This is a genomic window from Pseudomonas sp. ML96 (assembly GCF_000761545.1).
Lineage (GTDB): Bacteria > Pseudomonadota > Gammaproteobacteria > Pseudomonadales > Pseudomonadaceae > Aquipseudomonas.
In genome coordinates this window covers 1-13,089 of record NZ_JPMY01000001.1, presented here as the reverse complement: position 1 = coordinate 13,089, position 13,089 = coordinate 1, and the positions used below count along the sequence as shown (strand labels likewise).

General features: G+C 66.9%; 12 protein-coding genes. 10 read left to right on the top strand and 2 right to left on the bottom strand.

Going from position 1 to position 13,089, the window contains the following annotated elements; genetic code table 11:
* The first annotated feature begins 5 nt into the window (after window positions 1–5).
* The gene (locus tag IP89_RS00060; RefSeq protein ID WP_043306848.1) at window positions 6–692 is read left to right on the top strand and encodes a murein L,D-transpeptidase catalytic domain family protein; all 687 of its coding nucleotides are present in this window, start codon (window positions 6–8) and stop codon (window positions 690–692) included.
* Here the strand turns inward: IP89_RS00060 and IP89_RS00055 are convergent.
* Both IP89_RS00055 and IP89_RS00050 read right to left on the bottom strand, forming a co-directional pair.
* The gene (locus tag IP89_RS00055; protein ID WP_043306847.1) at window positions 683–3,556 is read right to left on the bottom strand and encodes an HD domain-containing phosphohydrolase; all 2,874 of its coding nucleotides are present in this window, start codon (window positions 3,554–3,556) and stop codon (window positions 683–685) included. The genes IP89_RS00060 and IP89_RS00055 overlap by 10 nt on opposite strands.
* Window positions 3,553–4,404 (bottom strand): ABC transporter substrate-binding protein, encoded by an 852-nt coding sequence (locus IP89_RS00050; RefSeq protein ID WP_081963127.1) that lies wholly within the window; start codon window positions 4,402–4,404, stop codon window positions 3,553–3,555. The genes IP89_RS00055 and IP89_RS00050 overlap by 4 nt, the downstream gene beginning before the upstream one ends.
* Window positions 4,405–4,576: 172 nt before the next feature.
* On the opposite strand from IP89_RS00050, the gene IP89_RS00045 reads away from it, so the two are divergent.
* The 9 genes from IP89_RS00045 to IP89_RS00005 all read left to right on the top strand — a co-directional run.
* Window positions 4,577–5,932, top strand: a complete 1,356-nt coding sequence (locus IP89_RS00045; protein WP_043306846.1) for an SPFH domain-containing protein — start codon at window positions 4,577–4,579, stop codon at window positions 5,930–5,932.
* A gap of 151 nt (window positions 5,933–6,083) precedes the next feature.
* Window positions 6,084–6,614, top strand: coding sequence for a flavodoxin (locus tag IP89_RS00040; protein ID WP_043306845.1), 531 nt, complete (start codon window positions 6,084–6,086; stop codon window positions 6,612–6,614).
* A gap of 129 nt (window positions 6,615–6,743) precedes the next feature.
* Window positions 6,744–7,397 (top strand): hydrolase, encoded by a 654-nt coding sequence (locus IP89_RS00035; RefSeq protein ID WP_043306844.1) that lies wholly within the window; start codon window positions 6,744–6,746, stop codon window positions 7,395–7,397.
* Window positions 7,398–7,448: 51 nt separating this feature from the next.
* Complete coding sequence (locus IP89_RS00030; RefSeq protein ID WP_043306843.1) at window positions 7,449–7,877, top strand: organic hydroperoxide resistance protein; 429 nt, start codon at window positions 7,449–7,451, stop codon at window positions 7,875–7,877.
* Window positions 7,878–7,894: 17 nt separating this feature from the next.
* Window positions 7,895–8,908 (top strand): alpha/beta hydrolase, encoded by a 1,014-nt coding sequence (locus IP89_RS00025; RefSeq protein WP_156114953.1) that lies wholly within the window; start codon window positions 7,895–7,897, stop codon window positions 8,906–8,908.
* Window positions 8,909–8,918: 10 nt separating this feature from the next.
* The gene (locus tag IP89_RS00020) at window positions 8,919–9,482 is read left to right on the top strand and encodes an antibiotic biosynthesis monooxygenase (RefSeq protein WP_043306841.1); all 564 of its coding nucleotides are present in this window, start codon (window positions 8,919–8,921) and stop codon (window positions 9,480–9,482) included.
* 13 nt (window positions 9,483–9,495) lie between these two features.
* Window positions 9,496–11,454, top strand: a complete 1,959-nt coding sequence (locus IP89_RS00015; RefSeq protein ID WP_043306840.1) for an amidohydrolase — start codon at window positions 9,496–9,498, stop codon at window positions 11,452–11,454.
* 122 nt (window positions 11,455–11,576) lie between these two features.
* A complete protein-coding gene (locus tag IP89_RS00010) occupies window positions 11,577–12,530 on the top strand; it encodes a GlxA family transcriptional regulator (protein WP_043306839.1) in 954 nt (317 codons plus the stop codon).
* Between the two features lie 160 nt (window positions 12,531–12,690).
* Window positions 12,691–13,089 (top strand): AraC family transcriptional regulator (locus IP89_RS00005; RefSeq protein WP_156114952.1); only part of this gene is annotated, 399 nt, incomplete at its 3' end.

The window sequence follows — 13,089 nt, the reverse complement described above, 5'->3', positions numbered from 1 at the left end:
CTTCGATGCTGAATCGACTGGCTGCAGCCTTCGTCGTCCTGATCTTCTCCGGCCTGGCCCAAGCCGCCACGCTGCCCAATGTCGAAACGCTGCAGCGCCTGGCCCCGCAGGCCAACCCCGTCGCGCTGAAACTGGCGCTTACCGCCTACCAGTGCGCCGGCCAGGGCAAGGTCGAGCAGCTGCTGACCGTGATCGACTACTCGCGCCCTTCGCGGCAGAAGCGCCTGTGGGTCTTCGACCTGGCCGCGCGCAAGCTGCTGTTCGAAGAGTGGGTGACCCATGGCAAGAACAGCGGCGCCGACGTGCCGACCAGCTTCTCCAACCGCCCCAACAGCTACCAGTCGTCCCTCGGCCTGTTCCAGACCGGCCAGACCTACAGCGGCAAGCACGGTCGCTCCCTGCGCCTGCGCGGCCTGGAAGCGGGTTTCAACGACAACAGCGAAGCACGCGCCATCGTCATGCACTCGGCCGCCTATGCAGACCCGGGCGTGGTGCCTGGCCTCGGCCGCCTCGGTCGCAGCCAGGGCTGTCCCGCCGTGCGCCCGGCCATCGCCGGCCAGCTGATCGACGCCCTGCAGCGCGGCAGCTACCTGTTCGCCTACTACCCGCAGGCCGAGTGGCTGGAGAAATCCGCCTACCTCAACGCCGCCAGCTGCCCCCTGGTCGAACAGACCATCGCCCGTCAGGACTGAGCTTCCAGCTCGACCTGGCCCAGCCAGTAGTCGACGTCCACCTCGTCGATCTGCTCCGGGCGCAGGAAGCGCTCGCCATACTCGCGATACACCCCGCTGCTGAGGAACAGGCGGAACAGCTGCGCGTCGACATGCTGGTCGCGCGCCATGAAGGCGAGAATCTTGACCGACTCCGATAGCGTCTTCGGCGCCTTGTACGGGCGGTCAGCGGCGGTCAACGCCTCGAAGATGTCGGCAATCGCCATTACCCGCTCGGCCACGCTCATCTCGTCGCGCCCCAGGCGACGCGGGTAGCCGGTGCCGTCCATCTTCTCGTGGTGGCTGCCGGCGATGGTCGGCACGCGCTTGAGCTGGCGCGGGAACGGCAGGGTGCTGAGCATGATGATGGTCTGCACGATGTGCTCGTTGATCTTGAAACGCTCTTCCTCGTTCAGCGTGCCGCGGCGGATGGCCAGGTTGTACAGCTCGCCGTAGTTATAGGCGTTGGCCGGCAGGCGCATATCGAAGCCCCAGACGTTGCGCGGATCGCCCTTGGCCACCGGCGGCTTGCGCTCGCCCCAGGGCACCAGGTGCTCAGGGCGGTCGGCCAGCAGCGGCTCTTCCACCGGCAATTGCACGCGGGGCACCGCGGCAAAGCGCTCCGACTCATCGTGGGAAATGCCCAGGCGGTTATCGAAGTGGCGCAGCCAGCGGCGCTGGCCGATGTGGCGCAGGCGCTCGATGTCCTCGTCCTTCATGAACTCGCCACCGACATTGGCGCCGGCGACGAAGGCGAACTCCTCCTGCAGCTCGGCCTGGCGCCGCTCCAGCGTCAGCTGCAGCGCTTCCTGGTCGCCGCCACCGGCCAGGCCCTGCCAGTACTCGACCTCGGCATCGCGCCAGAGCACCTCGAAGCGCATGCGCACCTCGTGGATGCGGTTGTACAGGGTCTCCAGCTTGGTCGCCTTGTCGACCACGTATTCCGGGCTGGTGACCTTGCCGCAGTCGTGCAGCCAGGCGGCAATGCGGAACTCGTAGAGTTCGGCCTCGCTCATGGCGAAGCTCGCGTAGGGCCCGTCCTTGGCCTGCACCACCCGGTCGAGCAGCATCTGCGCCAGTTGCGGCACCCGCTCGCAATGCCCACCGGTATAGGGGCTCTTGGCGTCGATGGCATCGGCCAGCAGCTTGATGATGGCGTCCAGCAGGCGCTTCTGCGCCTCGATCAGTTGGCGCGTCTCGATGGCTACGGCGGCGGCGCCGGACAGCTCCTCGACGAAGCGGCGGAACGGCTGGCGCACCTCGTCGCGCTCGTGCTCCTCCTGCACCTGCAGCACCAGCATGCCGAGCAGCTCGTGGCTGCGGTCATACAACGGCACGGCCAGGCAATGGCCCTTTAGCTCCAGCTCGTTGGCGGCCGCCTGCGCCAGCTCCTCGCGGCTGCCCTCGCCCAGGCACAACGCCTCAGGATAACCCAGGCCGCCACATTCGGCGGACAGGCGCAGACTGCTGCTGCCGTCCTCATGCAGGTAGACCGCGCCGCCCAGCACGTTCGCCGCCGCGACCAGCTGCGCCAGCACCGCCTCCAGCATCTTGTCCAGGTGGGTTTCGCGGCTCAGGCTCAGGGTCATGGACTGGAAGTTGCGAATGGTGCCGGACATGCGCCGTAGCACGTGGCTGAGCTCCTCAACCTCCTTGACCCGCGAATCCACGCCGATCTGCCGCTGGAAGTCGAAGCCGGCCAGCGCCCGCACCTGCTCGGCCAGGGTGCGCAGCGGGCTGCCGATACGCTGGCCCAGCAGCCAGCCGACCAGCAGCAACACGGTAATCAGCGCCGCGGCCCACAGCAGTTGCTCGAACAGAACCTGGCGTGCGCTGGCCAGCAGTTCGTCGGCAGGTACCGAGATCAACACCTGGAGGTCCTGTTCGGTAAAAGTCGACAACGGCACGCGCATGCCGTACCAGGTCTTGCCGTCTATCTCATACGGTCGCGGCCTGCTGTCCGCAGGTGGATCAGCGAACATCCGCTCCAAGCTGGGCACGCCCAGCTCGGCAATACGTGACAGACGCAGCCCCTCGCCCTCGTGCACGATGACCCGTTCCAGATCCGGATAGGCCACCACGCTGCCCTCGCCATCGACCACGGCGATCTCGGTACCGGGCGTCATGCGCAGATCCTGGGTCTCGCTGGCCAGGTCGTTGACCGAGGCGTCCATGCCCAGCACCGCCGCGCCGTCGATACTGCGTTGAGCCAGGGTCAGACCCACCTCACGGGTGGTGAAGAACACATAGGGCCGGGTCAGTGTCGTGCTGGCACGTCCGGAAGCCTCGACGAACCAGGGCCGCTCGCGGGGATCGAAGCGGTAATCCGCCTTGACCTCGGCCTTGAGCAGAGCCAGTTCACGATCATAGAAGCGCCACTCGCCGAGCATGCTGCCGCCCTCGCCCTGGCTCACGCTCTGCACCAGGAACGCGGTTGACGCTGGCGCAGCGAAGCGCTGACGCAGCTCGGGATCACGCAGGCGGCGCACCAGCAGGAATTCGCCATTGGGATAGCCGACATAGGCGGCACTGAGCATCTTGTTGGCAGCCAGGCTCTCGACCAGCTGCGGCAGACTATCCAGGCGCTGTGGCAGGTTGTCGGCCTGGGCTACAGGGTCGTAGGCGAGCAAACGGATGCTGCTCTGTGCCGGGTCGATCAGACGCCGCGCACGCTCGTTGATAGTCTTGCCGAACTGCTGAGCTGCATCACCAGCGGCCGCCACCAGGGCCTGCTGGATACCGTGGTAACCCTGCCAGGCCAGGGCCCCGCCAAGTACCAGGGTACTCAGCATGATGGCCAGGGCGACCAGCAATTGCAGGGATATGCCGCGTACTGCTTTGCTCATGGTCGTGCGTCCCTTCGGGCCAGTTCATAGCGATAACCGCTGCTCATCAATTCTTCGGCCAGGTGTGCTGGCGCATGGCTGCGCAGGATGGCGGTGAGGCGGCCATCGAGGCGCATGCTCTCGATCAGGCGCAACCACTCGGCGGCCTGGGGAGCGCTGAAGCGGCTGCGCGCCAGCACCATGCCGGTCGGGATGGAGGGTCCCGGCACCACGTCTATTACCCGGTACTGCAACTGCTCCTCAGCCGGCAACGTGCCTATGAGGTTGAGATCATGTCCGATCAACGCCTGCACCTCACCACGTTGCAGGGCGGTGAAGCGCGCCATGTCGTCCGGATATTCCTGAACCCGGCCCGCAGCACGCAGCAGGCGCACCCCGCTGTCCAAGTAGGAACCGTGCCGGTAACCGGTAACAACCCCCAGGCGCGCCCCGGGCAAGCGTTGAAAATCGGCGAAGCTGGAGATGCCCGGTGCCAGTGCCACCGGCACTATCAGTTTGTTGCGCTGGTACATGTAAGGCAGGAAGAAAGCGAAACGCCGCCGCTCGACGGTTGGGATGCCGCTGGTAGCCATGTCCAGGCCACCATTCTGTAGGCGCAGCCAGATCTCGCTGCGCGGCAGCAGGCCGACCTCGAAGCGGCAGCCGCTGCGACGCTGCAGCTCGGCGACCATGTCCGGATCGATGCCCTGGCCATCGCGATAGAACACCCGGTTCTCGTACAACGCCAGGCGGATCGGCTGCTCGCAGCCATAGCGCCGCGCCGCCTCGTCGGCGAGGGCCGGGAGTGCCAGGGTTGCCAGCAGGCAGCCTGTAAACCAACCAACATGGCGAGTCAGCACACTGCCCATCCCAGGTACTCCATGTGCGGCGGTTTTCACAGTGTAATAGGCGTTGGCGAATGCGCCGTTCCGGCTGCCGATCGGTGCCTGCGAGGCGCGCCACATACCGGCACAGTGCCACTTGACGCTGCGCTGGCGGCTGCGCAGCATGCGGGACCTTTTCCGCAGTCAAGGACAGATCATGGACATCAGCAACGGACCTGCCAGCAAACTCTCCCTCATCAAATACGTCGGCATTCCGGTACTGGTCGCCGCCGTCGGCTTCGCCGGCTTCAACGGCATCTTCTTCTATAACGAAGCCGGCTTCGCCACCCACGTACGGACCATCTTCGGCGAGGAAAAAGTGGTCGACGACGTCGGCTATGCCACCAAGTGGTTCGGCCGCGCCACCCCCTGGAAGAAGGCCCTGAGCGTGCAGTCGGTGCTCACCGAGTCGCTCAACAAGATCGACAACGACAGCGACAACGACTCGCTCGGCGCCACCATCGAAGCCTTCCCCATCGTCTTCCTCGGCAACGTCGACGCCAAGGTCGAGTCCTCGGCACGCTTCCGCCTGCCCAGCGGCGACCAGTTCCTGACCATCGCCCAGGAATACCGCAACCCGGAAAACTTCATCGGCACCGCCCTGGTCCCGGCGATCAAGGAAACCCTGCAGGCCACCGCCTCGCTGATGAGCGCCGACGACTTCTACGCCGGTGCGCGCAGCGAGTTCGCCGCCGAGTTCGAAAACCAGCTCAACGACGGCCTGTACCTGATCAAGCGCAAGGAAGTGCGTGGCCCGCGCGGGCACGTGCCGAGCCAGACCGCGATCCTCCAGGCCGGCAGCGAACAGGGCACCTTCGGCGACAACAGCGCCAGCCAGTTCGTCACCGAGAAGGTCATGGACAGCAAGGGCATCCCGGTGCGCAAGCAGCAGCAGTTCCGTAAGTACGGTGTGGAAGTGGTCGAGGCGCGCATCACCAACGTCGACCCCAACCCGCAGTACAAGCAGCGCATGGTCAAGGTCCAGCAGGCCCTGGCCGAGCTGGCCGTGGCCCGACAGAACCGCCTGAAGGAAGAGGAAGAGAAGCTGCTGGTCACCGCCCGCGGTGAGAGGGAAGTGGAAGCCCGCCGCCAGGAAACCCTGCGCGACCAGATCGAGCGCACCACCCAGGCCGAGACCGAGAAGCAGCTGGCGCGAATCAACGCCGAGCGGGAAAAAGGCCGTGCCGAGATCGAGAAGCAGACCGCCGAACTGCTGCGCGACAAGGCCGCGATCACCGCCGATGCCACGAAGATCACCGCCGATGCCGAAGCCTATGCGCGTAAAGCGGTGATCGAGGCGGACGGCGCCCTGCAACCGAAACTCGACGCACTGGTGCAGATCAACAAGGTCTGGGCCGAGGCCGCCTCCCAGGCGCCGGTACCGGGCGTGATGATGGGCGGCTCGGGCAACGGTGCCAGCGCCAGCCGCCAGGACGAGATCGGCCAGTTGATGGGCATCCTCGCCACCAAGGCCGCCCGCGACCTGTCGCTGGACATGAAGGTCAAGGAATAAGCCTTCGCGTCCCAGCCAACGCCCCGCCCTGCGGGGCGTTTTCGTTTGTGCGACCCACCGCTTCGTTGATGCGGATCAAGCCGCTTAGGCGCCTACCCCGTAGGCTGGAGTCATGGCCGGGAACAGCCCGGATCGAGCGAAGGAGTTCGCCATGCATGACATCCTACTGGTGTGCTACTCGCGTACCGGCAACACCCGCCTGGTCGCCGACGAACTGGCCCGCCTCACCGGCTGGCCGCTGGCGCTGATCCAGGACGCCAAACCACGCGCCGGCGCCAGCGGCGACTGGCGCTGCATGCTCGACGCCTGGCTGCGCAGCCGCCCCGATTACCGCTACGAAGGCCCGCCGCTGGAGAACTTCGAGCACATCGTGCTGCTCACCCCGGTGTGGATGAAGGCCCTGGCGGCGCCACTGCGCGCCTTCCTCAGCGACCACGATCTGTCACGCCAGCGCATCTCGGTGGTCTGCACCCAGGGCGGCCGTGGCGGCTTCAACGCCGTGGAGGAGATCGCCACCCTCACCCGCCAGGTGCCCTCGCCGGTACAGATCCTGCTGCAGAGCGAAGTGCTCGGAGGCCTGTCGCCACAACGCCTGGAAGACTTCGTGGTGCAGGTACTGGCCTCCACCACCTACCAGCGCGACCGTCAGAGGCCCACCTGGCTCTCCCCTGTAGCCTCGTAAGCCAGCGCCCCGCCAACACGGGGCGTTTTCTTTTGCGCACGCCGCTACAAAACCGGCACGGCCATGCAAGAGCGCAGCGGCGCCCGGCGCGACACTCGATGCTCCTCTCTCCCCCTCTGGAGCATCACCATGGCCACCGCCTCCGCCGCCGCGGGCAAGACCCTGCTCAACCCACTCGATCACACCCTGATCATGGTCGACCACCAGTCGCAGATGTCCTTCGCCACCAAGTCGATCGACGCCGTCACCCTGCGCAACAACGCCGCCCTGGTGTCCAAGGCCGCCAAGGAATTCGGTGTCGCCACCATCCTCACCACTGTCGCCGAGAAGAGCTTCTCCGGGCCGATCTTCGACGAGATCAAGTCGGTGTTCCCCGAGTACAAGGTGATCGACCGCACCACCATGAATACCTGGGAAGACCCGCGCATCGCCGTGGAAGTGAACAAGTTCGGCAAGAACAAGATCGTCCTCGCCGGCCTGTGGACCTCGGTGTGCATCGTCGGCCCGGCCCTCTCCGCAATTGATCAGGGCTTCGACGTCTACGTCATTGCCGACGCCTGCGGCGACGTCTCCACCGAGGCCCACGAAATGGCCCTGCAGCGCATGATCCAACTCGGCGCGCGGCCCATGACGTCCCTGCAGTACCTGCTCGAACTGCAGCGCGACTGGGCCCGTGGCGAGACCTACGACCAGACCGTGAAGACCTCCATCGAGCATGGCGGCGCCTACGGCCTCGGCCTGATCTACGCCAAGACCATGTTCAACGCCTCCGAAGGCCACTGATAGCGGCGTGCCGGGCCCCGAGCGGCCCGGCTTCGCCCAGGGAGCATCGCCATGTCCATCGAAAAAGTCCTCTACCGCGCCTACGCCGAAGCCTACGGCGGCCGTGACGGCCGCGCCGTGTCCTCCGACGGCATCCTCGACGTCGCCCTGACCACGCCCAAGGAACTGGGCGGCGCCGGCGGCGAAGGCACCAACCCCGAGCAACTGTTCGCCGCCGGCTACTCCGCCTGCTTCCTCGGCGCCCTGAAGTTCGTCGGCATGCGCGACAAGCTCAGCGTGCCGGCCGACGCCTCCATCGAGGGCGTGGTCGGCATCGGCGTCGTGCCCACCGGCTTCGCCATCGAGGTCGAGCTGCGCATCAGCCTGCCGGGCCTGGCCCGCGAGGCCGCGCAGGAGTTGATCCAGCGCGCGCACATCGTCTGCCCCTATTCCAACGCCACGCGCAACAACATCGACGTCACCCTCACCCTGGTCGACTAACAACAAGGAGCATCGACATGAACCGTCTCACTCTGCTCGCCTCGCTGCTGGCCCTGGCCACCGGCAACGCCTTCGCCGCCGGCAGCCCCGGCGTGGAACACAACACCCAGGCTTTCCTCGAAGCTCTGGAAGCCGGCGGCGGCAAGCCGCTGGAAACCCTCAGCCCGCAAGACGCCCGCGCCGTGCTGGTTGGCGCCCAGGCCTCGGTCAAGGTCGACCTGTCCGGCGTGAGCGTGTCGGAGAAGACCATCCAGGCTGGCAGCCAGTCGATCGCCCTGACCATCGTCCGTCCCGAGGGCGTGAAGGGTGAGCTGCCGGTGTTCATGTTCTTCCACGGCGGTGGCTGGGTGCTCGGCGACTACCCGACCCATGCCCGTCTGATCCGCGACCTGGTGGTGAACTCCGGCGCCGTGGCCGTGTACGTCGGCTACACGCCGTCGCCGGAAGCCAAGTACCCGATCGCCATTGACCAGGCCTACGCCGCGACCAAATGGGTCGGCGAACACGGCAAGGAAATCAGCGTGGACAGCTCGCGCCTGGCCGTGGCCGGCAACAGCGTCGGCGGCAACATGGCTGCAGTGGTTGCACTCAAGGCAAAAGAGGCCGGCGTGCCGAAACTGCGCTTCCAGCTGCTACTGTGGCCGGTGACCGACGCCAACCTGGAGACCGCTTCCTACAACCAGTTCGCCCAGGGCCACTTCCTGACCAAGCCGCTGATGAAGTGGTTCTGGGACAGCTACACCACCGACCCGAAACAACGCGCCGAGCGCTTCGCCTCGCCGCTGCAGGCGTCCACCGAGCAGCTCAAGGGCTTGCCACCTACTCTGATCCAGACCGCCGAGTTCGACGTGTTGCGTGACGAGGGCGAGGCCTACGCGCGCAAACTGGACGCCGCTGGCGTCACCGTCACCGCGGTGCGCTACAACGGCATGATCCACGACTACGGCCTGCTCAACCCGCTGGCCCACGTTCCGGCCGTGCAGGCCGCCATGCGCCAGGCCGGCGTCGAACTCAAGCAACACCTCAAATAGGAAGCACGACATGGCAGCGGATAGCACCGACGAAGTGGTCACCCTGCTGATCCGCCACCGCGTGCGCCAGGGCCAGCTCGATCCTTACGAGAGCTGGCTGCGGCGCATCGTCCAGGCTGCCCAGGGTTACCCCGGGCACCTGGGTGTCGACGTGATGCGCGGCAAGGAAGGCGAGCAGGCGCTGTTCACCAGCGTGCTGCGCTTTGCCGGCGCCGAACGCCTGCAGCACTGGCTCGGTTCCGACGAGCGCAAGCGCCTGATCGAGGAGGTCGGCCCGCTGCTGGCCGCCGATGAAGACCTGACGCTACACCCGGCCCGCGAGTTCTGGTTCACCCCGGAACAGGCAGCGAACCCGCCGCCACGCTGGAAACAGGCCTGCGTCACCTTCGCCGTGATCCTGCCGCTCAGCCTGCTGGTACCGCTGCTCTGGCAGCCGCTGTTCACCGCCCTGCCCTGGCTCGGCGGCCACCTCGCCAGCAACACGCTGATCACCCTGACCATCGTCCTGCTGGTGGTCTATCTGTTCATGCCGCGAGTCACCCGCTGGCTCGCGCCCTGGCTCAATCGGCCCTGAACCCGGAGGCCCCATGCCCAACGACCCCGCCAACAACAGCCGACGCCGCTTCCTCGCCGCGTCCTCGGTCCTCGGCGCCGCCGGCGCGCTGTGGCCCGCCCTGCCGATATTCGGCGCCGACAAAGGAGGCTCCATGCACCCCGATCTGATTCTGCACAACGGCCGCATCCACACCGTGGACCGGGAGAAGCCCAACGCCAGCGCCGTGGCCATCCACCAGGGGCGCTTCGTCGCCGTCGGCAGCGATGCCGAGGTGATGACCCTGCGCGGCGCCGGCACCCGCGTGATCGACCTGCAGAAACGTACGGTGATCCCCGGCCTCAACGACTCGCACCTGCACCTGATCCGCGGCGGCCTCAACTACAACCTGGAGCTGCGCTGGGAAGGCGTGCCCTCGCTGGCCGACGCCCTGCGCATGCTCAAGGACCAGGCCGAGCGCACCCCAACCCCGCAGTGGGTACGGGTGGTCGGCGGCTGGAACGAATTCCAGTTCGCCGAGAAGCGCCTGCCGACCCTCGACGAGATCAACAAGGCCGCGCCGGACACCCCGGTGTTCCTCCTCCACCTGTACGACCGCGCCCTGCTCAACCGCGCCGCGCTGCGCGTGGTCGGTTACGACAAGAACACCCCCAATCCGCCGGGTGGCGAGATCGTCCGCGACGCCAACGGCGAGCCCACCGGCATGCTCATCGCCCGGCCCAACGCGATGATCCTCTACGCCACCCTGGCCAAGGGGCCGAAGCTGCCGCTGGAGTACCAGGTCAACTCCACCCGCCAGTTCATGCGCGAGCTCAACCGCCTGGGCGTGACCAGCGCCATCGACGCCGGCGGCGGCTACCAGAACTACCCGGACGACTACCAGGTGATCGAGCAGTTGGCCAAGGACAAACAGCTGACCGTGCGCATCGCCTACAACCTGTTCACCCAGAAGCCCAAGGAAGAGCTGGCCGACTTCCAGAACTGGAGCAAGATCGTCAAACCCGGCCAGGGCGACGATTTCCTGCGCCACAACGGCGCTGGCGAGATGCTGGTGTTCTCCGCCGCCGACTTCGAGGACTTCCTCGAACCGCGCCCGGACCTGCCCGGCACCATGGAAGCCGAGCTGGAGCCGGTGGTGCGCCACCTGGTGGAACAGCGCTGGCCGTTCCGCCTGCACGCCACCTACGACGAATCCATCTCGCGCATGCTCGACGTGTTCGAGAAGGTCAACCGCGACATCCCGTTCAACGGCCTGCCCTGGTTCTTCGACCATGCCGAGACCATCACGCCGAAGAACATCGAGCGCGTGCGCGCACTGGGCGGCGGCATCGCCATCCAGCACCGCATGGCCTTCCAGGGCGAGTACTTCGTCGACCGCTACGGCGCCAAGGCCGCCGAGGCCACCCCGCCGATCCAGCGCATGCTGGCCGAGGGCGTACCGGTGGGCGCCGGCACCGACGCCACCCGCGTGGCCAGCTACAACCCCTGGACCTCGCTGTACTGGATGGTCAGCGGCAAGACCGTCGGTGGCCTGGAGCTGTACCCGCAAGGCCTGCCGCGCGAGACCGCGCTGCAGCTGTTCACCCACGGCAGCGCCTGGTTCTCCAGCGAACAGGGCAAGAAGGGGCAGATCAAGGTTGGCCAGTTGGCAGACCTGACCGCCCTGTCGGCGGACTTCTTCAGCGTCGAGGAAGAAGCCATCAAGTGGATCGAGTCGGTACTGACCGTGGTCGGCGGCGAGGTGGTGTACTCGGCCGGCGAGTTCGACAAGCTCGGCCCGGCGCAATTGCCAGTGCTGCCCGACTGGTCGCCGGTGGCCAAGGTCCCCGGCCACTGGAAGCCGGCCGCACCGCTGGTGGCCGCCGTGCACCAGTGCGTCGGCAGCTGCGCCGTGCATGCCCACAGCCACGAACGGGCACGCCAGTCGTCGGTGCCGATCAGCGACTACCAGGGCTTCTGGGGCGCGTTCGGCTGTTCCTGCTTCGCCTTCTGATGCGCTGCCGCCCACGCGCTGGCCACTGAGCCGGCGCGTGGGCTCTATCTCGCGGGTCCCCGGCGTTGGGAAGAATTGCTATTCTGTTCTTCTTCCCCTCAACCAGCCGATGCGACCGCAGCATGAAGAACGTGGCGATCCTTCTCTTTCCCGATGTCCTGATGCTGGACGTGGCCGGGCCGATCGAAGTGTTCTCCATTGCCAATCGCTACCTTCCCGGCGACCGGCAATACCGCATCAGCACCATCAGCAGCACCGCCGACACCAACGTACGCGCCTCCAACGGCCTGCACATGCTCGCCGAGCACAAACTGGCCGACGCCCCGACCAGCTTCGACCTGCTGCTGATCCCCGGCGGCCCCGGCGCCTACAACGGTGAACATGCCGAGCTGCTGCCCTGGCTGCGCAGCGCCAGCACGGCCTCGCGCCGCTATGGCTCGATCTGTACCGGCGCCTTCCTACTCGGCGAGGCCGGCCTGCTCGACGGCCGCCAGGTGACCACCCACTGGAACTACACCGAACGCCTGGCCAAGCGCTTCCCCTCGGTGCGCGTCGGCACCGACCAGATCTACATCAAGGACGGCGAGCTGATCACCTCCGGCGGCATCACCGCCGGCATCGACATGGCCCTGGCCATCCTCGCCGAGGACCACGGCCGCCAGGTCGCGGTCAGCGTGGCCAAGGTGCTGCTGGTGGCCATGAAGCGCCAGGGCGGCCAGGCCCAGTTCAGCCCGATGCTGGCCGAGGTGGCGCGCGAGGAATCGCCGATCAGCCGGGTGCAGCAGCACATCCTCGAACACCTCGACGAGGAGCTCAGCGTCGAACAGCTGGCCGGCATCGCCGGCATGAGCTCGCGCCACTTCGCCCGGGTGTTCGCCCGCGACGTGGGCCTGACGCCCATGGAGTTCGTGCAGAGTGCGCGCATCGACCGCGCCCGCAACCTGCTGGAAAGCAGCGACCTGCCGCTGAAGACCGTGGCCTACCGCGCCGGCTTCCGCAGCGTGCGCTGCATGCGCGTGCAGTTCGGCGAGCGTCTCGGACTCACCCCCGCGCAGTACCGCCATCAGTTCGGCTGAAGCGGGGTCTGATGAGCCTGTCCGTTTCCGACCCCGCGTTGGCGGTTCCGGTACCCACCCTGCGCTACCCCCGCGCCCGCGACGACGCGATGATTTCTCCCATGCTGCGCCAGGCTCCGCCCCGCGCGGCACCCGCCTCGGCATCAGGGAGAACGCGCACATGGGCATCCGTCAGGCAACCGCGGTATTCACCGGCCCGCAACACCAGGTCGTCGCTATCGATCTGCGCCAGCCACAGGGCGAGCGCCTGTCGAGCTGGCAGGAACGCCAGGCCAAGCAGCTGCTCGATGCCAACCTCAACAGCGGCCTGAGCATCGGCGAGCTGGCTCGCGAATGCGGCCTATCGCGCTGCCACTTCTCCCGCGCCTTCCACGGCAGCACCGGCATGTCACCCCACCAGTGGCTGACCCAGCAACGCCTGCAGCGCGCCCAGCAATTGCTGCTGGGCACGCGTTCGATTGCCGACATTGCCCAGGACTGCGGCTTCGCCGACCAGGCGCACCTGTCCCGCGTGTTCACCCGCCAGACCGGCATGCCGCCGAGCCTGTGGCGGCTCGAG